Annotated in this window: 23 protein-coding genes and 1 pseudogene; 11 read left to right on the forward strand and 13 right to left on the reverse strand. The window is 71.2% G+C overall.

Features of this window, described 5'->3' with window-relative positions:
• Complete coding sequence (locus tag AC6JBM_RS27730; protein WP_497976988.1) at positions 1 to 1965, forward strand: hypothetical protein; 1965 nt, start codon at positions 1 to 3, stop codon at positions 1963 to 1965.
• The gene (locus tag AC6JBM_RS27735) at positions 1962 to 3815 is read left to right on the forward strand and encodes an Hsp70 family protein (RefSeq protein WP_497976989.1); all 1854 of its coding nucleotides are present in this window, start codon (positions 1962 to 1964) and stop codon (positions 3813 to 3815) included. The genes AC6JBM_RS27730 and AC6JBM_RS27735 overlap by 4 nt, the downstream gene beginning before the upstream one ends.
• Positions 3816 to 3869: 54 nt before the next feature.
• Here the strand turns inward: AC6JBM_RS27735 and AC6JBM_RS27740 are convergent, their stop codons facing one another.
• Entirely contained in the window at positions 3870 to 4349 is a 480-nt protein-coding gene (locus AC6JBM_RS27740; protein ID WP_497976990.1) for a MarR family winged helix-turn-helix transcriptional regulator, read from the reverse strand.
• A 113-nt stretch (positions 4350 to 4462) separates the two neighbouring features.
• Here AC6JBM_RS27740 and AC6JBM_RS27745 point away from each other — a divergent pair, with 113 nt between their 5' ends.
• The gene (locus tag AC6JBM_RS27745) at positions 4463 to 5569 is read left to right on the forward strand and encodes an epoxide hydrolase family protein (RefSeq protein ID WP_497976991.1); all 1107 of its coding nucleotides are present in this window, start codon (positions 4463 to 4465) and stop codon (positions 5567 to 5569) included.
• Positions 5535 to 6215, forward strand: a complete 681-nt coding sequence (locus tag AC6JBM_RS27750) for a serine hydrolase domain-containing protein (RefSeq protein WP_497976992.1) — start codon at positions 5535 to 5537, stop codon at positions 6213 to 6215. The genes AC6JBM_RS27745 and AC6JBM_RS27750 overlap by 35 nt, the downstream gene beginning before the upstream one ends.
• A 146-nt stretch (positions 6216 to 6361) precedes the next feature.
• On the opposite strand, the gene AC6JBM_RS27755 is transcribed toward AC6JBM_RS27750, so the two are convergent.
• Complete coding sequence (locus AC6JBM_RS27755) at positions 6362 to 7387, reverse strand: alpha/beta hydrolase family protein (protein WP_497976993.1); 1026 nt, start codon at positions 7385 to 7387, stop codon at positions 6362 to 6364.
• Between the two features lie 542 nt (positions 7388 to 7929).
• On the opposite strand from AC6JBM_RS27755, the gene AC6JBM_RS27760 reads away from it, so the two are divergent.
• Together AC6JBM_RS27760 and AC6JBM_RS27765 are read left to right on the forward strand one after the other, a co-directional pair.
• Positions 7930 to 9081 (forward strand): glutathione-independent formaldehyde dehydrogenase, encoded by a 1152-nt coding sequence (locus tag AC6JBM_RS27760; RefSeq protein ID WP_497976994.1) that lies wholly within the window; start codon positions 7930 to 7932, stop codon positions 9079 to 9081.
• A gap of 273 nt (positions 9082 to 9354) precedes the next feature.
• The gene (locus AC6JBM_RS27765; protein WP_497976995.1) at positions 9355 to 11028 is read left to right on the forward strand and encodes an FAD-dependent oxidoreductase; all 1674 of its coding nucleotides are present in this window, start codon (positions 9355 to 9357) and stop codon (positions 11026 to 11028) included.
• Between the two features lie 88 nt (positions 11029 to 11116).
• On the opposite strand, the gene clpB is transcribed toward AC6JBM_RS27765, so the two are convergent.
• The 9 genes from clpB to AC6JBM_RS27810 form a co-directional block, all read right to left on the reverse strand.
• Entirely contained in the window at positions 11117 to 13759 is a 2643-nt protein-coding gene (gene clpB, locus AC6JBM_RS27770) for an ATP-dependent chaperone ClpB (protein WP_497976996.1), read from the reverse strand.
• On the reverse strand, positions 13741 to 14040 hold the full coding sequence (locus AC6JBM_RS27775; RefSeq protein ID WP_497976997.1) for a chaperone modulator CbpM: 300 nt from the start codon (positions 14038 to 14040) through the stop codon (positions 13741 to 13743). The genes clpB and AC6JBM_RS27775 overlap by 19 nt, the downstream gene beginning before the upstream one ends.
• Positions 14037 to 14999: a DnaJ C-terminal domain-containing protein gene (locus tag AC6JBM_RS27780; RefSeq protein ID WP_497976998.1), complete on the reverse strand. Its 963-nt coding sequence runs from the start codon at positions 14997 to 14999 to the stop codon at positions 14037 to 14039. Before AC6JBM_RS27780 ends, AC6JBM_RS27775 begins: the two co-directional genes overlap by 4 nt.
• A complete protein-coding gene (locus AC6JBM_RS27785) occupies positions 14992 to 15534 on the reverse strand; it encodes a nucleotide exchange factor GrpE (RefSeq protein ID WP_497976999.1) in 543 nt (180 codons plus the stop codon). The genes AC6JBM_RS27780 and AC6JBM_RS27785 overlap by 8 nt, the downstream gene beginning before the upstream one ends.
• Before the next feature lie 3 nt (positions 15535 to 15537).
• A complete protein-coding gene (gene dnaK, locus AC6JBM_RS27790) occupies positions 15538 to 17445 on the reverse strand; it encodes a molecular chaperone DnaK (protein WP_497977000.1) in 1908 nt (635 codons plus the stop codon).
• Between the two features lie 51 nt (positions 17446 to 17496).
• The gene (locus AC6JBM_RS27795) at positions 17497 to 17991 is read right to left on the reverse strand and encodes a YflT domain-containing protein (RefSeq protein ID WP_497986539.1); all 495 of its coding nucleotides are present in this window, start codon (positions 17989 to 17991) and stop codon (positions 17497 to 17499) included.
• A 228-nt stretch (positions 17992 to 18219) separates the two neighbouring features.
• On the reverse strand, positions 18220 to 18981 hold the full coding sequence (locus tag AC6JBM_RS27800) for a DUF2267 domain-containing protein (RefSeq protein ID WP_497977001.1): 762 nt from the start codon (positions 18979 to 18981) through the stop codon (positions 18220 to 18222).
• A gap of 50 nt (positions 18982 to 19031) precedes the next feature.
• Positions 19032 to 19238: an Hsp20/alpha crystallin family protein gene (locus AC6JBM_RS27805; protein WP_497977002.1), complete on the reverse strand. Its 207-nt coding sequence runs from the start codon at positions 19236 to 19238 to the stop codon at positions 19032 to 19034.
• Between the two features lie 92 nt (positions 19239 to 19330).
• A complete protein-coding gene (locus AC6JBM_RS27810; protein ID WP_497977003.1) occupies positions 19331 to 20755 on the reverse strand; it encodes an NAD-dependent succinate-semialdehyde dehydrogenase in 1425 nt (474 codons plus the stop codon).
• Between the two features lie 107 nt (positions 20756 to 20862).
• On the opposite strand from AC6JBM_RS27810, the gene AC6JBM_RS27815 reads away from it, so the two are divergent.
• The 5 genes and pseudogenes from AC6JBM_RS27815 (at position 20863) to AC6JBM_RS27835 (ending at position 23839) form a co-directional block, all read left to right on the forward strand.
• Positions 20863 to 21714 carry an aldo/keto reductase gene (locus AC6JBM_RS27815; RefSeq protein ID WP_497977004.1) on the forward strand — a complete coding sequence of 284 codons (852 nt, stop codon included), beginning with the start codon at positions 20863 to 20865 and terminating at the stop codon, positions 21712 to 21714.
• Positions 21715 to 21831: 117 nt separating this feature from the next.
• Positions 21832 to 22266: a thioredoxin gene (gene trxA, locus AC6JBM_RS27820; RefSeq protein ID WP_497977005.1), complete on the forward strand. Its 435-nt coding sequence runs from the start codon at positions 21832 to 21834 to the stop codon at positions 22264 to 22266.
• 60 nt (positions 22267 to 22326) lie between these two features.
• Positions 22327 to 22887, forward strand: a complete 561-nt coding sequence (locus AC6JBM_RS27825; protein ID WP_497977006.1) for a DsbA family protein — start codon at positions 22327 to 22329, stop codon at positions 22885 to 22887.
• A 126-nt stretch (positions 22888 to 23013) separates the two neighbouring features.
• A pseudogene (locus AC6JBM_RS27830) lies at positions 23014 to 23187 on the forward strand (HAD family hydrolase); the annotation flags it as partial.
• A gap of 202 nt (positions 23188 to 23389) precedes the next feature.
• On the forward strand, positions 23390 to 23839 hold the full coding sequence (locus tag AC6JBM_RS27835) for a DUF1931 family protein (protein ID WP_497977007.1): 450 nt from the start codon (positions 23390 to 23392) through the stop codon (positions 23837 to 23839).
• A 32-nt stretch (positions 23840 to 23871) separates the two neighbouring features.
• On the opposite strand, the gene AC6JBM_RS27840 is transcribed toward AC6JBM_RS27835, so the two are convergent.
• Together AC6JBM_RS27840 and AC6JBM_RS27845 are read right to left on the reverse strand one after the other, a co-directional pair.
• The gene (locus tag AC6JBM_RS27840; RefSeq protein WP_497977008.1) at positions 23872 to 24228 is read right to left on the reverse strand and encodes a hypothetical protein; all 357 of its coding nucleotides are present in this window, start codon (positions 24226 to 24228) and stop codon (positions 23872 to 23874) included.
• 113 nt (positions 24229 to 24341) lie between these two features.
• A complete protein-coding gene (locus AC6JBM_RS27845) occupies positions 24342 to 25328 on the reverse strand; it encodes an MsnO8 family LLM class oxidoreductase (RefSeq protein WP_497977009.1) in 987 nt (328 codons plus the stop codon).
• Between the last annotated feature and the right edge of the window lie 11 nt (positions 25329 to 25339).

The raw sequence follows: 25339 nt of genomic DNA on the forward strand, positions 1-25339 counted from the left end.
ATGACACAGGCAACGGGACGCATCGAACAGATCGTGTTCCGCTGGCGGGCCCGGTCGGCGGCCGCCGGCAACGACGGCGTCGGCCCCGACGCCACCTCGCTGCCCGAGTCCGCCGTCGCGTGGTGGGACGAGCGGCTGGCCCTGCGCATCACCCGCGCCCCCGGCCGCAACGAGCGCCCGTCGCTGGCCTACCTGCGCGTCGAGGGCCACGGCGTGATCCTGCACAAGGTGCCGGCCCGCGACGACAAGAACCGCCCCGGCGCCGCGATCGCGCACGCCCTCATCGGCCCGGCCGAGCTCGTCACCGTGCAGCTCGCCCTCGGCCTCGAGCACTGGCCGCACTGGGCCGGGCGCAACGACCCGGGCGCCTACCCGCCCGGCCGCCTCGGCGCCGTGCCGTACGCGACCCTGCGCGAGCACGCCGACGCCGCCAACGCCCAGCCCGTCACCGACCCCGGCCCGGTCTTCGACGAGCTGCTCGACCGGGTGCTGGCCAACCCGGCCGCCCCGCTCACCGTGGTCCTGCCCGACGCGCCCGCGACCGCCCTCGTGCGCGGCCTCGTCGACGTGCTCGGCGACGTGCGCGACCTGACCTTCGCCGCCAACGAGGACGACGACACCGACCCGGATCTGCCCCGGCTGGTCTTCCTCGACGCGGTCACCGGCGGCAGCGGCTACGCGGCCACCCGCGAGCGGCTGTACCCGGGCACCGGCGGCGGCCCGAACGGCGGCCAGGTCGACGGCTTCGCCCAGCAGCTCGCCGACATGTGGCGCCGCGGCGGCGCGGCCGAGCTCGCCCCGCTGCGCGGTGGGCGGAGCATCGCCGGCGCCGCGGACGTGCGGCAGTGGCAGAGCGACGTGCTCGTCGGCGGCCGCATCCTGCAGACCACGCTGCTGGAGGCGGTCACCTCCGGCCGGGCCGCGCCCGAGCACCTGGAGCTGCTGCGCACCGAGGCCGGGCAGCGCCAGATCGAGGGCGAGGCGGCCAAGCTCAACGACGGGGACCTCGCGGGGGCGTACCAGGCCTGGCAGCCCGGCGGTGCCCTCGCCGCCCGCCACCCGGGCGCGAGCCAGGTCCTCACCCGGCACGTCGTGCAGCGGGCGATGCGGGCCGGGGCCAGCAAGACCCTGCGCGAGACGCTGCGCCGCTCCGCGTTCGACCCGGGGCTCGTCGACGCCCACCTGCGCGCCTGGGCCGGCCACGGCCGCAACGCGAGCGCCAGCCCGGCCGCGATCGTCGAGATGGCCCAGCTCGCCGCGTCCTTCGGGGTGCCGCCCGCGCTGCAGTCGCCCGGCGTCCGGGCGCTCATGGACCGCATCGCGCTCGCCGACCTCATCGAGCTGGCCAACCGGCACACCGGCTCCGACGTGCAGATGACCGAGCTGCTGCTCAGCGCCGCCGAGAGCCGCCGGTTCGACCCCGCGGCCGTCGACCAGGCTCACACCGCGCTGGAGCGCACCGACTTCCTCATCTACTGCATCCCGTTCCTGCCCGGCGACGCGCCGGTCGCGCAGGACCGGTGGTACCGGCTGTTGCTGGCCGTGTTCGGCCCGCGGCTCGGCGCCGAGCAGGGCCGCGAGCTGCACGACGTGCTGAAGTTCCTCGCGCGGGAGGACGCTCCGGAGGTACCGCCGGCGCTGGCTTATGCCCTTCGCAGGTTCCCGGCGGGCCTTGTCGGCAAGGCGCGGGTCGACCAGCTCGCGGCGCGGGACTTCTATCTCGCCGCCGGGCTCAGCGACATCTGGCCGGAGCGCGCCGAGCTGCTGCTCGCCGAGCGGCGCACGACGCTTCGCCAGCGCGCCGCGCCGTCCGGCGGCACCGTGACCCGCTCGGCGGCCGTCCCCGCGGCCGAGCGGCCCCCGCGCGTCCCGCCGCGGCTGCTGCTGATGGTGGGCGGGGCCGCGCTCGTCGTGGTGGCGCTCGTCGCGGTCGTCATCTACGCCATGCAGGGGGGAGCCAAGTGAGCGAGTTCCGGCTCAGCATCGACTACGGCACCACGAACACGGTCGCCTACCTGCAGCCGCCGGGCGAGGCCCCGTTCGCGCTGCAGTTCGACGGCCGGCCGCTGCTGCCCTCCGCCGTGTGGGCCGATGAGCACCGCTCGCTCGTCACCGGCAACGCCGCCGTGCGCTCGGCCCGCCTCGACCCCGGCCGCTACGAGCCCAACCCGAAGCGGCGCATCGGCGAGCAGCGGGTGCTGCTCGGCGGCGACGAGTTCGACATCGCGCAGCTGATCGGGGCGACGCTGGCCCAGGTGTACGCCGAGGCCGTCCGCCTGGCCGGGACCAACGTCCTGACGGTGATCCTGACCCATCCGGCGGCCTGGTCCGCCGACCGCCAGGGCGTGCTGCGCGCCGCGGCCGGGCACGCCGGGCTGCACCAGCCGACGCTGGTCAGCGAGCCCGAGGCGGCCGCGGCCCAGCTCATCGCGTCGGGCGCGACGGTCGCCGACGGGGACCCGCTCGTCGTCTTCGACCTCGGCGCCGGCACCTGCGACGTGACCGCCGTGCTGCGCACCGGCCGCGAGTTCCAGCAGCTGGCCAAGGCCGGCCTCGACGACGTGGGCGGCCTCGACCTGGACGAGGTCGTCCAGCGCCGCGTGGGCCGCGCGGTCGGCGACCGCCACCCCGACGAGTGGGCCCGGCTCATGGAGCCCGAGGGCCCGGACCGGTGGTCGGCCCGGCTGCTGTGGGACGACTGCCGCGGCGCGAAGGAGCGGCTCAGCACCGAGCGCGTCGCGCGCGTGCAGGTACCCCTCGTCGACGAGGACGTGTCGGTGACGCGCGGCGACTTCGAGCGCGACGCCCGGGCGCTGCTGCAGCGCACGGTCGCGATGACCGAGCAGGTGCTGCGCCGCGCGAAGATCGGCCGGGACGACCGCGCCGAGCTGTTCCTGGTCGGCGGCGCGACCCGCACCCCGCTCGTCGGGACGCTGCTGGGCCAGGCGACGGGCCGCTCGCCGCGCCGGGTGGAGCACCCGGAGCTCGTCGTGGCCGAAGGGGCGCTGCGGTACCTCGCGATGCGGGCGAACGAGCCGCCGCCCCGGACCCGCACGGCGCCGCTGCCCGCGGCTCCCGTCGGCGTGCCCGTCTCCGCTCCGCCCACGCTCGCCCCGTGGCGGGGTGACACCGTGGGTCATCCGTTCGATGCTCCCGCGCGGGATGGTGGGACGCTGCGGGAGCCGGTCGTGGCCGGGCCGCCGCCGGTCACGCCGCCGACCCGTCGTGAGTCGGTCACGGTGAAGATGCCGCAGCAGCCGGCTCCACCGCCCTACGGCATCCCGCAGCCGGCTTCCCAGGCGCCTGCGCCCTACGGCACGCCGCCGCAGGACAAGCGCAAGCTGATCCCGAACCCGTACCGCCACCACGGCCGGGCGACGGTCCGCTTCGCCGCGGTCCTCGTGGCCGGCATCGTCCTGGGCCTCTTCGACGGCATCCTGTTCACGCTGCTGAGCTGGCTGCTGATCCTGGGCGGCGGCGCGGGCCTGGTGTGGAAGCTGTTCCAGTGGGCGGTGAGCGCGCGGGACACCCGCCCGATCAGGATCGACGCGACGGGCATCACGGTGACCAAGGGCGGCCACGACACCACCTTCCCGTGGTCGCTCATGGCGACGGTGTACATCCGGCCGTACCGCGGCAGCCGCTGGCTGGTCTGCACGCCGGCGAGCAACACCGCGCTCGGCAGCGACCACGGCACGGCGCGCTTCTGGTCCCGCCCGTACAGCGTCTTCTTCCTGACGAGCACCAGCGCCTTCGGCGACGAGCTGGTGAAGGAGGCCTTGGAGCAGTACGCCGGCGACCGCTACGCCCACTGAGCCGGCCGCAACTGCTGGGGCTGGACGGCGGCCGGCCTCCGGGCGTGATCCCGTTCAGCGCCGAGGCTCTTCGGGGATGCCGGTTCGCCCGTCGTGGTGGGCCAGCAGCTTGGACAGCAGCTCGGTCAGCTGCCGCCGTTCCTCGGGCTCCAGCGGGGCCAGCAGCTCGTCCTGGGTCTCGGCCAGCCGCTTCTCCAGCCGCCGCAGCTGCCGTTTGCCCGCGGTGGTCAGGGTGATGATGTTGCGCCGGCGGTCGGCGGGGTCCGGGGCGCGCTCGACCAGGTTGTGGTCGGCGAGCTCGTTGATCGCGGCGACCATGTCGCTGAGGTGGATGCCGCTGCGGCGGCCCAGGGCGGCCTGGCTGGCCGGGCCGGACTCCTCCAGCGTTGCCAGCAGGCGGTAGTGGTAGCCGCGGGCGTGAACGGACGAGAACCCTTCGCCCACCAGGCGGTGCGCGTGGCCGGCGGTCTGGGTGAGCAGCCAGCTGGGCAGGCTCTCCCACCTGGCGGGTGTCTTCTCGACCGGGTGCTCCATGTGACGAGTCTAACGAATCGTTCGGGCCACCAACGATCATGTTACCGTTAGCTCCACAAACGTTTATCGCTCTAACGTTTAGAGCGCAAACGATCTTGCCGGAGGTGGCGACCATGATCGAGCCGTTCCGCATCGACATCCCGCAGGCTGACCTCGACGACCTGACCGATCGGCTTTCCCGCACCCGCTGGCCCAACGAGGTCGCCGACGCCGGCTGGGACTACGGCTTCCCGCTGGCCCGGCTCAAGGAGCTGGCCGAGTACTGGCGCACCGGTTACGACTGGCGCGAGCACGAAGCCGAACTCAACAAGCTTCCGCACTTCACCACCGAGATCGACGGCCAGAACATCCACTTCGTCCACGTCCGGTCGCCGAAGCCGGACGCGCTCGCGCTGATCCTCACCCACGGCTGGCCCGGTTCGTTCCTGGAGTTCCTCGACGTGATCGAGCCGCTGTCGCGCGACTTCCACCTGGTGATGCCGTCCATCCCGGGGTTCGGCTTCTCCGGGCCGACCCACGAGCGCGGCTGGGACATCGTCCGGGTCGCACGGGCCTGGGCCGAGCTCATGCGCCGCCTCGGGTACGAGCGCTACGGCGCGCAGGGCGGCGACTTCGGCGCGGGCATCTCCCTGGCGCTCGGCGCGGTGGCACCCGAGCAGGTCGTCGGGGTGCACGTCAACTACCTGCCGACCCGGCCCGTCCCCGGCATCGAACTGTCCGCGACGGACGCGGCTCGGCTGGACAAGGTCCGGCAGCTGATGGCGAACCGTCCGCCGTACCAGACGCTGCAGGCCACCACCCCGCAGACGATCGGCTACGCGCTGACCGACTCGCCGGCCGGCCAGCTGGTCTGGATCGCCGAACGCTTCGCACAGTGGACCGACCCGCGCTCGCCGATCAGTGACGAGCGGATGCTCACCGGCATTGCCCTGTACTGGCTGACGGCCACCGCGGCTTCCTCGGCCCGGCTGTCCCGCGAGACCCCGCGCGGAACGGAGCCGTGCCCGGTGCCGGTCGGCGTGGCGGTGTTGCCGCACGACATCACCCAGTCGGTGCGACCGCTGGCCGAACGGCTCTACGACATCAGGCACTGGTCGGAATTCGAACGCGGCGGCCACTTCGCCGCGATGGAGGTGCCGGACGAGCTCGCCGACGACATCCGCAGCTTCTTCCTCACCTCCGTCAATGTGCCCCGCCGGGCTCCTGAGGAGGCGTCATGACCAGTACCGAAACCGGATCCTCCAGACCGAACAGCCGTCCGCCTTCGTACCCTGGCCCCGATTCGAGCCGGGCACCGACCAGAGCTACGCCAACACCAACTACACGCTGGCTCTGCTGCTGATCGAGAAGGTCACCGGCTGCTCCTACGCCGATCAGGCGCAGCGGCGGATCCTTGGGCCGCTCGACCTGTCCGACACCGTCGTGTCGGCCACCTCGCCGGATCTCCCCGGGCCACACGCCCACGGCTACTACCGCTACCAGGACGCCGGAGACTGGAAGGTGGCCGACGTCAGCCGCCAGAACCCCTCCCTGCTGGCCGGCGCCGGTGACCTGATCTCGACCGCCGGCGACCTCCGCACCTTCATCACCGCGCTGCTGGGCGGCAAGCTGCTGCCGGCCCCGCTGCTGGCCGAGATGCTTACGCCGCACGGCAAGCTCGGCCTCGGGCTGGGGCTGTGGGTACAGGACCTGGGCCCGGGCAACGGCACGATCGTGCACCACAACGGCGGCGCTCCGGGCGGCTACGGAGCGCTGATGATCAGCAGACCCGACGGCAGCAAGACCCTGACCGCCTCGCTGACCATCAGTGCAGTGTTCCCCAAGGCGTTGGCCGGGCTGATCGAAGCGGTGTTCTGCGACCGGTAGGCCCGGCAGGCTCAGCCGACGGACTGAGCGCCCGGCGGCCAGGCATTGAGGTGGCCTCCTTCCGGTCGCGCGCCAACAACAGCACGAATCAGGCCGGGCCGGCACAAGGCGGTTCGGGGTTTCGCTCCGCTCTCGGTCTGTCTACCTCAGCACTTCACGAACCGGTGCAGGGCGTCGAGCGCGGTCGGGGCGAGGGTGTTCGGGTGGTCGGCGTCGTGCAGCAGGTGGTCCACTCCGGGCAGCGGCACCCGGCCCGGGCCGCCGACGTGCGCGCGGCGCAGTGCGGCGGTCAGGGCGTCTGTTGTGGCGCAAGGGACTTGGGCGTCGTTCGTGCCGCAGGTCAGCAGCACCCTGGTCCCCGGCCGCAGGGCTGCGGCGGTGTCCGGCGGGTAGACGGCGTCGTCGCTGTCCACGAACCGGCCGCTCGGCCCTTGGAAGCCCGCGAAGAGTTGGGCGACCGCGGGCGGCAGGTTGGTGGCATCGACCGGTCGGTGTTCGCGCAGGGCGGTGACGGCGGCGTCGACCGCCGCGTCGATCGCGCGCTGCTGTTCGGTGGTGAGCTGGCCCTGCCGAGTCGCCTCGGCGACCTGGGCGTGCAGTTGCAGCGCGACCAGGTCCAGCAGGCGGATCGCCTGCGGTTGCAGCAGTGCCAGGCCGGTGGGGCGCGGGCTGACGGTGTCGACGAGCAGCAGCGCGGTCATTGCGCCCTCACTGTGCCCGACGACCATCAGCGTGTGCGGGTCGGTCTCCGGCTGGTCGCGCAACGACTCGTAGGCGGCCCCTGCCTGGCGGACGAAGGCCGGGTAGTCGAGTGCTTCCGGGTGGTCGCGATAGGCGCCGAGCCCGGTGCGGCCGGTGCCGTACTTGTCGAACCGCAGCGTGGCGACTCGGTCGCTGTCGAGCGCCTCCGCCACCTGCTTCAGGGTATTCGGGGACGCGGACGGTTGGTTGCCGTCGCGGTCGCTGGGTCCGCTACCGGGCAGCAGTAGTGCGGCGCGCAACCGTTGCCCGGCACGGTGCGCGGGAACGTGCAGGGTGCCGTATGTCGTCGTCCCGTCGACGGTGAAGACGACCTCCCGGTCGGCGGCGGGCACGAGGCCGGGCCTCGCCTCGACGGGGGTGGCGGTCACGACGGCCAACGACGTCACGACCGCGACGAGGTGGGAGATCATCGGCTTACCTCTTTCGGCGTAGGGCGTTCTCGACCAGCGCGACGGTCGCGCTGGGGTTGCCGACTTGGAGCACCAGGCGGGCGTAGCGCTCGCCGGGGAGCGACCTCCTCGTCGGCCGCTGCCCGTTCGACCGCCGCGAGCAGCAGCAGACCGAGGCCGGCCAGACGTGACGAGCCGCAGCGCGGTCGCGGCATCCGTTGCCCCGGCGAGCACTTCGACCAAGGGACCGACGTCGTCGGCGAGGTGCAGCGCAGGGCGACAAGGCAGAGGCCGCGCTTGCTGCCGAACGTCTCGTACGGGGCGTTGCGGTGCACGCCGAGATGCGTGACGAGGTCGTCCGATGGACACCGCCCTTGGCGGCGCGCACCACCTCGTCCTCATCGAACGCCCTCGCCTGCCCATGCCCCGACGATAAATCGTTGAGGAACGATCAGTCAAGAACAATCGTTCCTCAACCGCTCACCGTCGCGACGGCATAGGGACATCCCCCGGTTCGCCCGGCCGGCCCGTTCAACGCCCAGTGGCCGGGTACTGCGCGAGTCATGAAGGCTGTCGTATACGAGGGACCGCGTGACGTCGCGGTCAAGGACGTGCCGGACCCGCGCATCGAGCACCCGCAAGATGTCTTGGTCCGGATCACTACCACGAACATCTGCGGCTCCGACTTGCACATGTACGACGGCCGCACAAACATGGAGACCGGCCGGATCCTCGGCCACGAGAACCTCGGCGAGGTGGTCGAGGTAGGCGAGGGCGTCGACAAGGTCCGCGCCGGCGACATGGTATGCCTGCCGTTCAACATCTCCTGCGGGTATTGCGCGAACTGCGAGCACGGGCTCACCGCCTTCTGCCTGCGGATGAATCCGGACCCGAACATGGCCGGCGCCGCGTACGGCTTCGCCGGCATGGGCCCGTACGAGGGCGGCCAGGCCGAGATGCTGCGGGTGCCCTTCGGTGACTTCAACTGCCTCGTGCTGCCGGAGAACGCTCGCGACCGGGACCGGCAGCGCGACTACGTGATGCTGTCGGACATCTTCCCGACCGGCTGGCACGCGACGCAGCTCGCCTGCGTGCAGCCCGGCGACTCGGTGGTGATCTACGGCGCCGGGCCGGTGGGTCAGATGGCCGCGCTCTCGGCGACGATCAAGAACGCCGCCAAGATCATGGTGGTCGATTACCATCAGGACCGCCTGGAACTCGCCGCGAAGATCGGTGCGATTCCGATCGACGCCTCCAAGGAGTCCGTGGTGGACCGGGTGATGGAGGAGACGAACGGCCTCGGCGCGGACCGGGGCTGCGAGTGCGTGGGCTACCAGGCCCACGACGCGTCCGGGCGGGAGCACCCGGAGATGACGGTGAACTCACTCGTGCAGACCGTCAAGTTCGCCGGCACGATCGGCGTCGTCGGCGTCTTCACACCCGAGGACCCCGGCAGCCCCGATCAGCTGTACAAGCACGGGAAGGCCGCCTTCGACTACGGCATGTTCTGGACCAAGGGCCAGACGATGGCCACCGGGCAATGCAACGTCAAGAACTACAACCGGGCGCTGCTCAACCTCATCGTCGAGGACAAGGCGCGGCCGTCGTACATCGTGTCGCACGAGCTGCCGCTGCGGCGGGCCCCGGAGGGCTACGAGCACTTCGACAAGCGTGAGCGCGGCTGGACCAAGGTGATCATGCACCCGGACCTCTGACGCGAAGGGTTTGGGCGTCGTATCGCAACACATCCATCCTTCGCCGTCGTGCGACGGCGGGTCCGACCCGACGTCCACCGGCCCACTGCGTCGCCCAGGTCGACGCTTCCATCGGCGACCTGGGCGACACGGCGCTGCTGCTGAGCGAGGCGTCGGAGCGCGAGGATGCCGCTGCATGCTTCGAGCTCTGTCTGAGCCCCGACATGGCCGGGGGAACGAGGGGGTTAGCCGGCGACGCTTCGGGTAGACGGTACCCCCGCTGAGGGGGTGGATGTGAACGTGCTCCTCGAGACGCCGGACCGCTACGGGGCCTACCCACGCTTGGATGACGCCCAGATCCACGCCCTCGCCGCCGAGGGCCGGCGCCACCGCACGCAGACCGCCGAGGTGCTCATCCGGGAGGGTGAGGAGAACTACGACTTCTTCGTGGTGCTCGCCGGCAAGGTAGCCAATGTCGACGGGTTCGGCGGCGACGAACGTGTCATCAGCGTGCACGGCCCCAAGCGGTTTCTGGGAGAGCTGAGCCTTTTCACCGGCCAGGCCGCCTTCTTCACATCGCAGGTGCGCGAGCCGGGCGAGGTCCTCAGGGTGCCGGTCGACCGTCTCAAGGCCGTTATCGCGCAGGATTCCAACCTGGGTGACCTGATCCTGAAGGCGTACCTGATCCGCCGCTCCCTGCTCATCGGCCGCGGAGCCGGGCTTCGGATCATCGGATCCTGCTTCTCGCCCGACAACCGGCGGCTGCGCGAGTTCGCCGCTCGCAACCGCATTCCCTACCAATGGGTCGACCTGGAGAAGGATCAGGACGCCGAGACGCTGCTGCGCGGGCTGGACGTGCGACCGGAGGAGACTCCGGTGGTGATCTGCCCGGCCGGGCAGGTGTTGCGCAACCCGAGCAACGCGGAGCTGGCACACGAGGTGGGCCTGCCCGCACCTCGACCCTGCGCCACGGTGTGCGACCTCGCCATTGTCGGGGCGGGCCCGGCGGGCCTCGCCGCCGCCGTCTACGGCGCCTCGGAGGGTCTGGAGACGGTCACCCTCGACGAGTTTGCGACCGGCGGTCAGGCCGGCCGATCGTCGCGGATCGAGAACTATCCTGGCTTCCCGACCGGGATCTCCGGCGGGGAGCTGGCCGAGCGGGCGGTCGTGCAGGCGGAGAAGTTCGGAGCCAGATTCAGCGTGCCGGCTCGGGCGCGCGGGCTGCTGGAGCGAGAAGGCAACTATGTCATCGAGCTCGATAACGGCGGTGAGGTCACGGCCCGGACCGTCCTGATCGCGACGGGCGTCCAGTACCGCAAGCTCGACGTCCCGCGGTTCGAGGAGTTCGAAGCGACCAGCGTGTACTACGCGGCGACCCTGTCGGAGGCACTGTTCTGCCGCGACGACCCGGTCGCGGTCGTGGGCGGTGGCAACTCGGCGGGCCAGGCAGCGCTGTTCCTGTCGAAGTACACGCCGGTCGTGCACCTGCTGGCCCGCTGCAAGGACCTCGGCGAGACCATGTCGCGCTACCTGGTTGATCGGATCGAGACGACACCGGGCGTCGAGATCCACCTCCGCACCGAGGTTCGCGAGTTGCTGGGCGGCGAGACACTCGAACGGCTCGTGGTCGAGGACGGGCGCACCGGGCAGCGCCGCGAGATTCCCGCCCGTGCGCTGTTCGTCTTCATCGGCGCGCGGCCGTGCACCGATTGGCTGACCGGTCAGGTCACCACCGACGAGGACGGCTTCATCCTCACCGGCCCGGACAGCGACGAGCCGGACCCGCAGCGACGGCCTCTGCTGCAGACCAACCTGCCCGGCGTGTTCGCCGCCGGCGACGTGCGCCGGGGGTCGATCAAGCGAGTCACCTCGGCCGTGGGCGAAGGCGCCACCGCAGTGCAGCTGGTGTGGAAGTACCTCCAAAGCGCCGGCCGCGTCGCCGACGACACCGCCGCCACTCTCAGATAGCTCTTCTTGGCCCGCGCGCGGCGTGGTGGCCAAGCCGCTCGCCCCGGCACGACACCCCAAAGGGCGGGGCGAGCGGTGTGGCTCGCGGCTATGACGGCGCGGCGCCGACGTCGGCCGGTGCGCCGACCGGTTCGATCTGGAGACCGGCCCGGCCGAGGTCGACCTGGATGGCTGCCTCGTCGCGAATCTCGCCCCGCAGCAGGATGCGGGCAATCGGCGTCTCGATCTGCCGCTGCAGATACCGGCGCAGCGGCCGGGCACCGAACACCGGGTCGAAGCCCTCGGCCGCGATGTGCCGCCGGGCGGCTTCGGTGACCTGCAGCCCGACGCGGCGGTCCTCCATGAGCCGGTCGCGCAGGTCCTGGAGCATGAGGTCGACCACCTGCTCGATCTCGGCCAGGGTCAGCGGCTTGAACAGCACGGTCTCGTCGACGCGGTTGAGGAATTCGGGCCGGAAGTGCCCGCGCAGTGTGGTCATGACCGCCGCGCGCGCCTCGTCGGTGAGCGTTCCGTCGCTGGTGACGCCTTCGAGGAGGTACTGCGAGCCGATGTTGCTGGTCATGATCACGACGGTATTGCGGAAGTCGACGGTGCGGCCCTGCGAGTCGGTGAGGCGGCCATCGTCGAGCACCTGCAGCAGGGTGTTGAACACGTCGGTGTGCGCCTTCTCGATCTCGTCGAGCAGCAGCACGCAGTACGGCCTGCGGCGCACGGCCTCGGTGAGCTGGCCGCCCTCCTCGTAGCCGACGTAGCCGGGCGGGGCGCCGACGAGCCGGGCGACGGTGTGCCGTTCCTGGTACTCGCTCATGTCGAGGCGGACCATGTTCTCGTCGGTGTCGAACAGCGCCTCGGCGAGCGCCTTGGCCAGCTCCGTCTTGCCGACCCCGGTGGGGCCGAGGAACAGGAACGAACCGATCGGGCGGCGCGGGTTGCGGATGCCGGAGCGGGCCCGGATGATCGCGTCGGTGACCGCCTGCACCGCCTCGTCCTGGCCGATGACCCGTTCGTGCAGCACCTCGTCGAGGTGCAGCAGCTTCTCCCGCTCGCCTTCGAGCAGCCGGCTGGTCGGGATGTGCGTCCATCGGGAGACGACCTGCGCGATCTCGTCCGGGGTGACCACTTCACGCAGGAGCCGGTGACCGCCCTGCTTCGAGGTGAGCCGCTCCTCCTCGGCCGCCAGCTTGCGCTCCAGCTCGGGCATCTTGCCCAGCCGGAGCTCGGCCGCGCGGTCCAGGTCGTAGGCGCGTTCGGCGTGCTCGGCATCGCGGCGGATGCGTTCGATGTCCTCCCGCAGCGCCTGGACCTTGCGGATCGCCTGCCGTTCGGCGTTCCATTGGGCCCGCATCGCGTCGACCTGGGCGCGCAGATCGGCGACCTCCCGCTGGATCTGGTCGCGGCGGGCCACGCTCGCCGGATCCTCCTCTTTGGACAGTGCGGCCTGCTCCATCTCCAGCCGCATCAGCCGGCGGCTGGCCTCGTCCAGCTCCGCCGGCTGGGAGTCGATCTCGGTGCGCAGCATGGCGCAGGCCTCGTCGACGAGGTCGATCGCCTTGTCCGGCAGGTAGCGGTCCGGGATGTACCGATGGGACAGCTGGACCGCGGCGACGAGCGCGCCGTCCTGGATGCGCACCCCGTGGAACACCTCCAGCCGCTCGCGCAGCCCGCGCAGGATCGTGACGGCATCCTCCGGCGTCGGCTCCTCGACCAGGATCGGCTGGACCCGCCGCTCGAAGGCCGCGTCCTTCTCGATGTGCTTGCGGTACTCCGCAAGGGTCGTCGCGCCGATCATCCGCAGTTCACCACGGGCGAGCATGGGCTTGAGCATGTTCCCGGCGTCGAGCGCTCCCTCGGTGGCACCGGCGCCGACGACGGTGTGCAACTCGTCGATGAACAGCAGGATGTTTCCCTCCGCGGCGCTGACCTCGGACAGCACCGCCTTGAGCCGCTCCTCGAACTCGCCGCGGTACTTCGCCCCGGCGACCAGCGAGCCCATGTCGAGCGCGAAGATCGTCTTGTCCCGCAGGCCCTCGGGCACGTCCTGGTCGACGATGCGCTGGGCGAGACCCTCGACGATGGCGGTCTTGCCGACACCGGGGTCGCCGATGAGTACCGGGTTGTTCTTCGTCTTGCGCGACACGATCTGTACGACGCGGCGGATCTCCTCGTCGCGGCCGATGACGGGGTCGAGGCGGCCGGCGCGCGCGTCGGCGACCAGGTCCCGGCCGTACTTCTCCAGGGCCTCGTACGCCACCTCCGGGTTGGCGGAGGTGACCCGTTGCGAGCCGCGCATGCCGGTGAGGGCCGTGAGCAGCCGCTCCCGGCTGATGCCGAAGTCGCGCAGGATCCGGCCGGCGGCCGTGCCGGTGTCCTCGTCGACGAGGGCGAGCATCAGGTGCTCGACGGAGACGTATTCGTCCTTGAGCCGGCCGGCCTCGCGTTCGGCGGTTTGCAGCAACCGGGCCAGCCGCTGGGTGACCATGACCTGGCCGGGCTGGGCGCCCGGCCCGGAGACCGACGGCCGGCGCTGCAGTTCGCTCTCGACCCGCTCGCGGACCTGGTCGACGTCGGCGTCCATGGCGACCAGCAGCCGCGGCACGATACCCTCGGACTGGTCGATGAGGGCCAGCAGCAGATGTTCCCCGTCGGCCTCGGGGTGGCCGAAGCGCAGGGCCTTGGTCTGGGCGTCGTGGAGGGCTTGCTGAGATCGTTCGGTCAGTCGGTTGAGATCCATGACCGCCTCCTGAGCGTTGCTTCCAGTTCGTCGATGCGGTCGAGCAGGTCGAGCACGACACCGATGGCGGCGTAGTTGAGCGGCAGGCCGGTGTGCAGCCGGTGGATCCGCGCCGCGACGGCCAAGTCCGCCGCCCGGAACCAGCGGATGCCGCGGGCGTCCACCGACGGCTCCAACAGTCCCAGCGCGGCGAGCCGGGCGACCAGGTCCGGGTGCAGTCCGGCGGCGGCAGCGAACGCGTCCAGCGACAGGTACCGCGGCCGCACCAGCGCATAGGTCATGACGCACCTCGCGGCTCGAACGACGACACCTTCGCCAGCTGTTCGAAGAGGCGGCGCTCCTCCTCGGGCAACTGCGTCGGCACCACGATCTTGACTGTCGCGAACAGGTCACCGGGGTTGCCCCGGGGGTTCGGCAGGCCGCGGTCGCGCAGTCGCAGACGCCGCCCGCACGACGAGCCCGTGGGCACCCGCACCTGCACGGCTCCGCCGGGCGTCTCCAACGGCGCGGTCGCGCCGAGAGCCGCTTCCCAGGGCGCCACCGGCAGGTCCACGATGATGTCGCGGCCCTCGACGTGGTAGCGCGGGTGCGGCGCCAGGTGGACGACCAGGTACAGGTCGCCGGCGGGTCCGCCGCCGGCGCCCGACGAGCCCTGTCCGGCCAGCCGGACCCGCTGCCCCTCGGTGACCCCGGCCGGGATGTTCACGTCGTACTGCCGCGGCTGCCCGTTCGGGTCCGGCAGCGTGATCCGGCGCCGGACGCCGTGGTAGGCGTCCTCGACGCTGATCGTGATCTCGGCCTCGGTGTCGGCGCCAGGCGAGGGCCCGTAGCCGCGCGCCCGCCCGGACCGCCGACCATACAGGCTCTCCAGAAGGTCCTCGACGTCGATCCCGCCGCCGGCGCGGGACGAGTACTCTCGCGGCCCGCCGAACCCGCCGAAGCTTCCGAACCCGGCGCCACCCCCGCCGGCCCGGGCGCCGGCCCGGGCACCGGCCTGCTCGTAGTCGTCGGGCACCTGCCGCCACGCCTCGCCGAACCGGTCGTACTTGCGCCGGCTCTTCGGGTCCGACAGCACCGCGTACGCCTCGTTGATCTTCTTGAACCGATCCTCCGCACCTGGCGACTTGTTGACGTCCGGGTGGTGGCGGCGCGCCAGGGTCCGGTACGCGCGCTGGATCTGTTCCGCGTCGGCGTCCCGGGGCACGCCGAGCACCTCGTAGAAGTCGGTTCCGTCAGCCACCGTCCGCTCCGCCGTCCCGTCGGGTGTCGTCCCCGGTGCCGGTGATGGTGTCCCCGGGCAGTTCCGGCAACGCGCTCACGACAACCACGGCGGGCCGCAGCAGCCGGTCCCCGGCCGCGAACCCGGGCCGCAGCACCTGCACCACCGTGCCGGGCTCGGCGCCGGTGTCCCGGACCACCTCGGCCGCCTCGTGCCGCTGCGGGTCGAACGGTACGCCCGGCGTGTCGATCGGTTCGAAGCCGAGCTGCGACAGGACGCGCACGGCCTGCTCGCGCACCTGCCGCACGCCCGCGACGATCGACTCCGGGTCGGCATCGGCGTGCCGCAACGCCAGGTCGATATGGTCGAGGACGGGGAGCCATGCCGCCGACACGGCGAGCCGCTCGGACAGCCGCAGCGCCGCCGTGTCGCGGTCGGCCGCCTTTCGGGTGTTCTCCACCTCGGCGAGCGCCCGGTGCAAACGATCGGTGAGCTCCGCGACCTCGTCGCCGCCGGACGGCGGTGTCGGGGGCGCGGATGCGATCGGCTCAGTCATGGCTCACCCCGTGGAGAAGTCGGCATCGATGACGTCATCGCTGCCCTGGGCGCGGGCGCCGGCGGATTGCTGCTCGCCCGCCTGCTGCCCGCCCGGTCCCGGCCCTGCCTGCGCACCGGCGGGCTGGGCACTCAGCGAGTACAGCGCCTGCTGAAGGTCCTCGGTCAGCTGCCGGACCCGGTCCAGCGGCGCCCGGTCACGCACCGCCTGCCGTGCCTCCTCGACGAGCATCGAGGCGCGGGCCCGCTCGTGCTCCGGCACCTGGTCACCGAGGTCGCCCAGGCGGCGCTCGACCTGGTAGGCGATGCTGTCCAGCGCGTTGCGGGCGTCGACCTCCTCGCGCATCCGCCGGTCCTCGGCCCGGTGCTGTTCGGCCTCGCGGACCAGCCGTTCGACCTCGGAAGTGTCGAGCGTGCCGCTCTCGGTGATGGTGATCTTCTGTTCCGCGTTCGTGTCCTTGTCCCGGGCGGAGACGTTGAGGATGCCGTTGGCGTCGATGTCGTAGGTGACCTCGATCTGCGGCGCGCCGCGCGGGGCCGGACGGATGTTCTCCAGCCGCATCCGGCCGAGGACCCGGTTGTCGGCGGCGCGTTCCCGCTCGCCCTGCAGCACCACGACGTCGACTGCGGGCTGGTTGTCCTCCGCGGTGGAGAACACTTCGCTGCGCCGCGTCGGGATGGTGGTGTTGCGCTCGATGACCTTCGTCATGAGCCCACCCAGGGTCTCGATTCCGAGGGAGAGCGGGGTGACGTCGAGCAGCACGACGTCGCGCACCTCGCCCTTGAGCACCCCGGCCTGGATCGCCGCGCCGAGCGCGACCACCTCGTCGGGATTGACCGTCATGTTGGGTTCTTTGCCGCCGGTCAGCCGGCGGACGAGGGCCTGCACCGCGGGCATCCGCGTCGCGCCGCCGACGAGGATGACCTCGTCGAGGTCGTCCACGCTGACCTTGGCGTCGCTCATCGCCTGCCGTACCGGACCCATCGTCCGCTCCAGCAGGTCGTGCGTCAGCTCCTCGAATTTGGCGCGGGTGACCGTCGCCGTGAGGTGCTTCGGCCCGTTCGCGTCGGCGGTGATGAACGGCAGGTTCACCTGCGTCTGCGTCACCGACGACAGCTCGATCTTGGCGCGCTCCGCGGCCTCGGTGAGCCGCTGCAACGCCTGCGGGTCCTTGCGCAGGTCGATGCCCTGCTCCCGCTTGAACTCATCGGCGAGGTGGTCAACCAGGCGGTGGTCGAAGTTGTCGCCGCCCAGGTGGGTGTCCCCGGCCGTGGCGCGCACCTCTACCACGCCGTCGCCGACGTCGAGGATACTCACGTCGAACGTGCCGCCGCCCAGGTCGAACACGAGGACCGTCTCGTGGCCCTTCTTGTCCAGCCCGTAGGCGAGCGCGGCTGCGGTGGGCTCGTTGATGATCCGCAGGACCTCGAGACCGGCGATCTTGCCGGCGTCCTTGGTCGCCTGCCGCTGGGCGTCGTTGAAGTACGCCGGAACCGTGATCACCGCTTCGGTGACCTTCTCCCCGAGATACTTGCCGGCGTCCTCGGCGAGCTTGCGCAGGATCTGCGCGGACACCTCCTCCGGCGAGATCAGCTTGCCGCGTACCTCGAAGCGCACCATGCCGTCCGGACCCGGCGCGACGTCGTAGGTCACCGTTTTGATCTCCTCGGCGGACTCGTCGAACTTGCGGCCGATGAACCGTTTCGCCGAGTAGATCGTGCCCTTCGGGTTCAGGACCGCCTGCCGCCTGGCCAACTGCCCGACGAGGCGCTCACCCGTGTCGGTGTAGGCAACCACCGACGGTGTCGTGCGGCTGCCCTCCGCGCTGGGCACGACCGTCGCCTGGCCGCCCTCGAACGCGGCGATCACCGAGTTGGTCGTGCCCAGGTCGATCCCTACAGCCCTGGCCATGAGTCGGTCTCCTCTCGCCTGTGCGGACGCTCGCCTGTGTTGGGCGCGCTGTCAGCGTTCCTGCGTGCGGAGCAACTGCCGCGCCTGGTCGGCGTACTCGGCATCGACCATCACCGAGTACGTGTTCGCCTGGATGGCGCTCGCGGAGCTGAAGTCCCGCCTGCCACCGGTCATCGCGTGGGCGAATGCTCCGAACACAGCACCCCATACGACACCCGCGACGACGCCGAACACGACGACCTGCCACCAGGCACCGACGGCGAAGACGCCGAGCAGGATGCCGATCAGCAGGCCGAACCAGGCGCCGGTGCCGGCTCCCGCCAGCGCCGAGCGAGCCGTGGTCATCCGGCCCAGCACCTTCTCCACGAGGCGTACGTCGGTGCCGACGATGGTGACGCGGTCGACGGGGAACTTCTTGTCGGACAGGAGGTCCACGGCGCCCTGCGCGGACAGGTAGTCCGGATACGTCGCGACCGTCACCATCGGCCGCTCCTCCGCCCGGGCGTCCCTCCCCCGGCCGCTGCGGCCCTCGGCGGCGCCCGGCATGGCGGGGCGCTCGTTCGTACGGAACGGCATCGCGTTGCTCTCGTACGGGCTTGTGGTATCGCCGGGTACGGTCATGATGACAGCGCTCCTTTCCGAGGAATCAGCCGGCGACGATCTGCCGACCGCCCCGGACGCATCGTGAGGGCCCACTCCCTTCGCGGCCCGGTTTCCGAGCCTTCACCGGGTCGGGGCGACGGTGCCCATCCTTCGCGGGTGAGACTGGTGCGTTCATGGCTCCCGCAACAGCTCGCGGTACCGGCCCGGCAGTTGCACCTGCACGTCGAAGAACTCCTCGTCGTCGACGACGTCCCGCACCGTTGACAGCACGGCCCGGATGTACCGGATCACGCGGTCCGGGGGGAACCCGGTGCGCTGGGTGACCTCGACGACGAACTCCTCCGGAGCGAGGTCCGGATCGGGTGCCTCCTGGCCTCGCCGCAGCGCCGGATGCAGCTGGACCGGCAGGAACGTCATCAGGTCCTCGGCCTCGCCGCCGATCCGCCGGGCCAAGGTCTCCAGGACGACCTCCGCCACGTGCTGCGCGTGCCCCGGGTCGAGCCCGGCGCGGTCCGCGACCTTGCGCACGAAGCTGTCCGCCGGGACACCGCCGGCGAATTCCCCCTTCGGCAGCAGGGGCGCGTACGTGCGGGGTAGCCGTGCCGTGAGGTGCCGGTAGGTCTCGTCGTCCAGCACCTGGCCCAGCGCTGTCATCACCACCGTCGTGTGCCGCTGCGCCGTCTCGACCGGCGCGTCCTCCCGGTGGGCCACCCGGCTCACGAAGTCGGCGGAATCGAACCGTTGCGCCGGTCCGGTGGTGAACAGCCACGGCGCCACCTCGGGCGGCAGGGCGGGCACCAGGTGCAGCGCCTCGTCCTTGCCGATCCGCTCAGCCAGCGTCTCGAGGGTGGCGCGGACCGCCCGCAGTGCGGTTTCCTCGTCGCCGAGGCTCTGCTCGACCGGGCGAAGGAGCTCTTCGTACTGCACTGCCATCAGTGTCACCGTCCTGCCAGCGTCGGTCTGTTCGGTCGGGTCAACGCCGGTCACCCTGCCGGCTCTGACCACCCTGGCCCGTGCGGCCCTGCTGTGCCTGCTGCTGGGCCCCGGATCCCGATACGGCGCGGCTGCGCGTCGCGCCTCTTGCCGACGCTGACGGTCAGCACGCCGTTGTTGTACGTCGCCTCCACCCGGCCGGCGTCGATGTCGCTCGCCAGCGGCGACGCGACGCCGTCTGGAGGTGCACGGTGCAACAGTCGTGGTGGATCGATGCCTCGCCTCCGATCATGGGCTGCCGCGTGAGAACGTGTTTCCCCTGGTCCGGATGAACCTCCGCCGGCTGCGGTCAGCCGAGAGCGTCGGTGATGGGCGTGTCCGCGGGCATCGTCACGACCAGCTTCCGGTTGGCGAACTCCTTGAAGCCGATCGAGGACAGCTCACGCCCGTACCCCGACAGCTTGATGCCGCCGAAGGGCAGGTTCGGCTCGGACGACGTCGGGTGGTTGATCCACACCATCCCACTGTCGACCCGGCGTGCGACCGACCGGGCCCGCGCCAGATCGGTGCCGAACACGGCACCGCCGAGGCCGTAGGGCGAGTCGTTGGCGAGCGCGACCGCCTCGTCGTCGCCGTGCACCTGATGGACAACGGCTACCGGGCCGAACAGTTCCTCGTGGTAGGCGCGCATCGTCGGGGTCACGCCGACGAGGACCGTGGGTTGCAGGAATGCGCCCGGGCGATCGACCCGCCCGCCGCCGACGACCGCGGTGGCGCCCTTGTCGAGGGCATCGAGGACCTGGTCCGACAGCTTCTCGGCGGCACGCTCCGAGGACAGCGGCGCCAGCGTGGTGGCCTCGTCGGCGGGATCGCCGGGCTGCAGCGCGCGCATGCGCTGGGCAAGCGCGGTCACGAACCGGTCGAACGCGCCTGCCAGCACGATCATCCGCTTGGCGCTCACGCAGCTCTGGCCCATGTTGTGCATGCGCCCCGCCATGGCCGCATCGACGGTGTGCTCGAGGTTGTCGCCGTCGAGGACGATGAACGGATCGCTGCCGCCCAGTTCCAGGACGCTCTTCTTCATGCGGCGCCCGGCGGCGGCCCCGACGCTGGCGCCGCCGCGCTCGCTGCCGGTCAGCGACGCGCCGCGCACGACGTCGAGTTCCACGACGCGGTCGACCTCGGAGCCGGTGATCAGCAGGTTGGTGTACACCCCCTGTGGTATCCCCGCGTCGGTGAACAGCCGTTCCATGGCGAGCGCCGTCTGCGGGGTGTTGCTCGCGTGCTTGAGCAGGATCGTGTTGCCCAGCACCAGATTGGGTCCGGCGAATCGCACCACCTGGTACACCGGAAAGTTCCATGGCTGGGCGCCCACGATCACGCCCAGGGGATCGTTGACGACGACGGCCGATCCGCCGTCGAGTTCCAACGGCTCGTCGGCGAGCAGCCCGGGCCCTTCGTCGGCGCAGTACTGCAGGATCCTCGCGGACAGGTCCATCTCGGCGCGGCTGTGCCCGATGAGCTTGCCCATCTCCAGTGTCACCAGCTGGGCCAGTTCCTCGCCGCGCTCGCGCAGCAGCCGCGCGGCCCGGCCGACCAGCGTGGCCCGTTCGTCGACGCCGACCCGGCGCCAGGACTGGAATGCGTTGTACGCGTTCTGCGCTGCGTTGTCGACGGCCTCCCGGCTCATCGGCGGGAACTCACGGACGAGCTGGTTGTTGTAGGGATTGACGGTGGCGATCGGGCTGTGCCGGACGGCGGCGGACGTAGACATGGGGTACTCCTTCCGCGCAACGGTTGGGGGAAACGTGCCTGCTACCCCGCGAGCACCGCCCGAACCAGCGAGGGTTTGCCCACCCCGGGCCGAGGTAGTGCGCTGCGATGAAGACGTTGAGCATGCGGATGGTGGAACTGCCGGCCGGCGAACGGATTCCCGTGCTGGGACAGGGGACGTGGGGCCTCGGTGAGGACCCGATGCGCCGCGACGAGGAGCTCATCGCGCTGCGGCTGGGCCTCGACATGGAGATGACCCTCATCGACACCGCCGAGATGTACGGCGACGGTGCCGCCGAACGCCTCGTCGGGGACGCGGTGTTCGGCCGCCGCGACGAGGTGTTCCTGGTCACGAAGGTGCTGCCGGAGCACGCCGACCGGGTGGGCGCGATGGAGGCCTGCGATCGCAGCCTGCACCGGCTGCGGACCGATCACATCGACCTGTACCTGCTGCACTGGCCCGGCCCGGTACCCGTCGACGAGACCGTCGAGGCGTTCACACTGCTGCAGCAGCAGGGCAAGATCCGGTTCTGGGGAGTCAGCAACTTCGACACCACCGACCTGCGAGAGGCCACCGCGGTGCCCGACGGCCGCTCCGTGCAGACGGACCAGGTGTTGTACAACCTGGCCCGTCGCGGTATCGAGTGGGATCTGCTGCCGGCGTGCCAGCGGTTCGGGCTGACCGTGATGGCCTACGCGCCGTTCGACCATCGGGGATCCGTCCCGCGCCATCCGGCGGTCATTGCCGTCGCCGAGCGGCACGGTGTCACCTCGGCGCAGGTAGCGCTGGCCTGGGTGATCCGCCAGGACGGGCTCACCACGATCCCGAAGGCCGCCCACCCGGAGCACACCGAGGAGAACCGTGCCGCGCTGGACCTGCGACTCACCGCCGAGGACTTCGCCGACCTCGACCGCGCGTTCCCGCCGCCGGACGGCCCCACGCCGCTCGAGGTGCTCTGACCTCGATCACCGCGCCGGGTCGGGCCGACGCGGCCGGGCGGAACGTGTCGCCGTGGCGGGAACCTGACGTGGGCACACATCGTGCATGACCGCCACAACTGCGGGTAGTTCCCCCGCATGAGCGGTGAGATCGTCGCCTGCTCGCACTGCGGGCGCCGCAACCGTGTCCCCGCGGCGTCCCCCGGCGTGCCGCGGTGCGGCAACTGCCATCAGCCCTTGCCGTGGATCGCCGACGCGACCGACACCACGTTTGCCGCCGTGGCCGAGCAGTCGGCCCTCCCGGTGGTGGTCGACCTGTGGGCGACCTGGTGCGGACCCTGCCGCATGGTGACGCCCGCCGTGGAGCAGGTCGCCCGGGAGCTCGCCGGCAACCTCAAGCTCGTCAAGGTCGACGTGGACGCCGCTCCGACGCTGTCCCGGCGCTTCGACGTGAAGGCGGTGCCGACACTGCTGATCATGCACGACGGGAAGGTCCTCGCCCGCAAGTCGGGCGCCGCGCCCGCGCCTGCGTTGCGCCAATGGGCCGACACCGCCCTTGCGGGCATCCGCTGACCACTCAGGTAGCCGTGAGGCGAACCAGGCGCGCCGCGATGAACAGGAGGACGAGACGCCATGACAACGCCACTGCAGAGCGCGGGTGCCCGGCTCGTCGTACCGGTCACCGACCGCGATCACACGCTCGGACCCGTCGACGCGCCGGTCACGCTCGTGGAGTACGGCGACTACCAGTGCCCGTACTGCGCGAGGGCCCACCCGATCGTCGGTGAGCTGCTGCACCGGCGACAGGGCGCGGTCCGGTTCGCGTATCGGCACTTCCCACTGACGAATGTCCACCCGTCCGCGGAGATGGCGGCGGAAGCCGCCGAGGCGGCCGGCAGCCAGCGCCGCTTCTGGCAGATGCACGACTGGCTCTTCGAACATCAGGATGAGCTCGACGCGATGACGATCCTCGCGGGCGCCGAGGCCGTAGGGCTCGACGACGAGGCGATCGCTGGGGCTCTCCGCAGCCACCAGTACCTCGACAAGGTCCGTTCGGACTTCGTCGGCGGGGTCCACAGCGGGGTCAACGGCACGCCGACGTTCTTCATCAACGGCGACCGGCACGACGGCGGCTACTCACTGGCGGAGCTGGAATTCGCCGTCGACGAGGCCGCCGCGGACGCCGAACGCTGATGCTGGCCGCGCCGTCGATACCGTCAGCCACCGATCGCGGACGACCACCAGCGCCGTCCTGCGGATCAACGTGGGCAGGCGGGCCGTGATCGCCTCCTCCGCGCCCCGGACCGAGCTGGACACATCATGCTGAACGCCCTCGACGCACACGACTTCGTCCACACTGCCACATCACTCGACGACGCGGGCGCGAGCAAGCCGGCACCGGACACCGTCCAGGTCGCGCTCGCCCGGACCAAACTCTCCCCGGAAGAGGTGGTGGTCGTCGGCGACTCCGTCTGGGACATCTACGCCGCCGGCGCGCTCGCCATCCCCGCATCGGCTGGACCTGCGGCGGCATCAGCACCGCAGACCTGCTCGAGGCGGGCGCAGTCCGCGTCTACGACCATCCGCGGGCGCTGCTCGAATCACGCGACGCCGCCCTCAGCCGGTGAGGTACGACGGCGCATGCGCGGCTCGATTGCGGGTAGCTCCCGGCGACTGCAGAAAAGGAGGTACCGGGATGCCGGTGCTAGCCATCAACCGATTCGAACGCTTCTTCCGGGCGGCGGCGAGCCTGGACGTGGACAAGAACGACCTCAAACGCTACAGCGACTTCGTCGACCAGAAGGTCTACGACCTGCTCCTGATCGCACAGGCCACGACGAAGGCGAACGGTCGCGACGTCATCGCGCCGCACGACCTGCCGGTAACGAAGGGTCTACAGGAGCGCATCCACGAGTTCCGGAACCTCGACGAAGAGATTGAGCTGCGCCCCATCCTGGACGCGCTCACCCCAAGGCCACCGCTGGACCTCGCGCTGGGCGACGAGACCGAGCGCCGGCTGCCGGGCATCGTCGGTGGCCTGAGCGTCGCGCTCGCGCGTACCTTCAAGATCATGGACCCGGAGCTCAAGAACCCGCAGACCGCACACTGGGAGGGAGCACTCCGGATCTTCGACCTTCTGCTGTGATCAAAAGGCACCAGCACATACTTTCCGTGAATTCACCAGCGACAGCGCCGGCAGGAACAGGCGGGCGAGGAACGCGAACGGGCCGTCGCCGGGGCCGGCTGGGCCGAGACCGGGAACCCGTGCAGATGCACGGCGAAGACCACGAGCAGGATGACGCCGGTGACGAACTCGGGGGTGGCGCCCAGCGCGAGCCCGGCGGCGCTGACGGCGCGGTCGAGCCAGGTGTCGTGCCGCGCCCCGGCGAGCACGGCCTCCGCGCTCGCCTCACGGCCGAGCACGGTGCGCCCGACGTCGCCGGGCAGCACGTCGGTGGCCAGGAAGACCAGGACTGAGACGCCGGCCAGGGTGAGCGGGACGGCGGCCAGGCGGCGCAGCAGGAACCTCGGCATCGGCTCAGGCCTTCGATACCGTGCTGAAGTCGACGTACTGCGCGGGAGGCGCCTGCACACCTCGGAACCGCTTGCCTGGTACGCCCGGACGGCGCCGGACCAGTACGCGACGATCACGGGTTGATGGCCTGCAGAGTCTCCGCGATGATCTGGCGTGACCGGGTTCGCGCCACGGAATCGGTCAACATGTCCTGGACCATGACCTCTGTCGCACCCGATTCCCGGATCACGGGCTCGAGCTGGGCACGCAGGGTCGCCGGGGTCCCGGAAATCTGCGGCGGCACGACGCCGTTGACAATCGTGCTCGGCTGCGCCTTCACCGAGACCTTCAGCTCCGCCCGGGCCTGCTCTACGGTGGGGATGGGCCGGTCCCGTCCACCGGCCCGCAGGGCTCGCGCGGGCCAGGTCAGCCGGTGGGCCGACTCCTCGTCTTCGGCGGCGACGATGTTCAGCGCGAGCATCGGCTGTGGGGCGCCGGTTCCGAAGGGTGTTTTCGTGAAGCCTTCCCGGTAGTGCCGTAGCGCGCGGGAAGTCAGGGCGGGGTTGATGTGGCCGCCGAAGGTGTAGCCGATGCCGAGCCGCGCGGCGAGGCCGGCGCTGGTGCCGGAGGAGCCGAGGACCCAGACCTCGGGAACGCCGTCGGTTCCGGCCGTGAGGTCGATCGCCGCGAAGGGGTGGGCGCGGTCGAATGCGTTGTGGAGGTAGCCGATGATCTCGTGCACCTGGTCGGGGAAGTCGTCGGACGGCCGGCTGCTGCGGTCACGGCGCAGCGCGTGGTCGATGAGGGGTGTGGCCGTGGAGCGGCCGAGCCCGAGGTCGATGCGGCCGGGGGCGAGCGATTCGAGCATCAGGAAGCGTTCGGCGACGCTGAAGGCGCTGTAGTGGTTGAGGAGCACGGCACCTGAGCCGAGGCGGATCCGGGAGGTCCGCTGGGCGGCCGCCGCGATCAGCGGGGCCGGGTCCTGGGCGGCGTATCCCGTCACGTGGTGGTGCTCGGCGAACCAGAAGCGGTGAAAGCCGAGATGTTCGGCCTCCTCGGCCGCGGCCAGAGCCCGGTCCAGGGCTTCACGCTTGGTGCCGCCGGGCGCGACCGGGGCCAATTCGACGAGTG

It is taken from the genome of Dactylosporangium thailandense (assembly GCF_059739745.1).

Bases quoted from the DNA above. Each gene is read 5' to 3' on its own strand.
- AC6JBM_RS27730 (WP_497976988.1), top strand. From the start codon at position 1: ATGACACAGGCAACGGGACGCATCGAACAGATCGTGTTCCGCTGGCGG.
- AC6JBM_RS27740 (WP_497976990.1), bottom strand. From the start codon at position 4,349: ATGGAGCACCCGGTCGAGAAGACACCCGCCAGGTGGGAGAGCCTGCCC.
- AC6JBM_RS27745 (WP_497976991.1), top strand. From the start codon at position 4,463: ATGATCGAGCCGTTCCGCATCGACATCCCGCAGGCTGACCTCGACGAC.
- AC6JBM_RS27750 (WP_497976992.1), top strand. From the start codon at position 5,535: ATGTGCCCCGCCGGGCTCCTGAGGAGGCGTCATGACCAGTACCGAAAC.
- AC6JBM_RS27755 (WP_497976993.1), bottom strand. From the start codon at position 7,387: ATGATCTCCCACCTCGTCGCGGTCGTGACGTCGTTGGCCGTCGTGACC.
- AC6JBM_RS27760 (WP_497976994.1), top strand. From the start codon at position 7,930: ATGAAGGCTGTCGTATACGAGGGACCGCGTGACGTCGCGGTCAAGGAC.
- clpB (WP_497976996.1), bottom strand. From the start codon at position 13,759: ATGGATCTCAACCGACTGACCGAACGATCTCAGCAAGCCCTCCACGAC.
- AC6JBM_RS27775 (WP_497976997.1), bottom strand. From the start codon at position 14,040: ATGACCTATGCGCTGGTGCGGCCGCGGTACCTGTCGCTGGACGCGTTC.
- AC6JBM_RS27785 (WP_497976999.1), bottom strand. From the start codon at position 15,534: ATGACTGAGCCGATCGCATCCGCGCCCCCGACACCGCCGTCCGGCGGC.
- dnaK (WP_497977000.1), bottom strand. From the start codon at position 17,445: ATGGCCAGGGCTGTAGGGATCGACCTGGGCACGACCAACTCGGTGATC.
- AC6JBM_RS27795 (WP_497986539.1), bottom strand. From the start codon at position 17,991: ATGCCGGGCGCCGCCGAGGGCCGCAGCGGCCGGGGGAGGGACGCCCGG.
- AC6JBM_RS27800 (WP_497977001.1), bottom strand. From the start codon at position 18,981: ATGGCAGTGCAGTACGAAGAGCTCCTTCGCCCGGTCGAGCAGAGCCTC.
- AC6JBM_RS27810 (WP_497977003.1), bottom strand. From the start codon at position 20,755: ATGTCTACGTCCGCCGCCGTCCGGCACAGCCCGATCGCCACCGTCAAT.
- AC6JBM_RS27815 (WP_497977004.1), top strand. From the start codon at position 20,863: ATGAAGACGTTGAGCATGCGGATGGTGGAACTGCCGGCCGGCGAACGG.
- trxA (WP_497977005.1), top strand. From the start codon at position 21,832: ATGAGCGGTGAGATCGTCGCCTGCTCGCACTGCGGGCGCCGCAACCGT.
- AC6JBM_RS27825 (WP_497977006.1), top strand. From the start codon at position 22,327: ATGACAACGCCACTGCAGAGCGCGGGTGCCCGGCTCGTCGTACCGGTC.
- AC6JBM_RS27835 (WP_497977007.1), top strand. From the start codon at position 23,390: ATGCCGGTGCTAGCCATCAACCGATTCGAACGCTTCTTCCGGGCGGCG.
- AC6JBM_RS27840 (WP_497977008.1), bottom strand. From the start codon at position 24,228: ATGCCGAGGTTCCTGCTGCGCCGCCTGGCCGCCGTCCCGCTCACCCTG.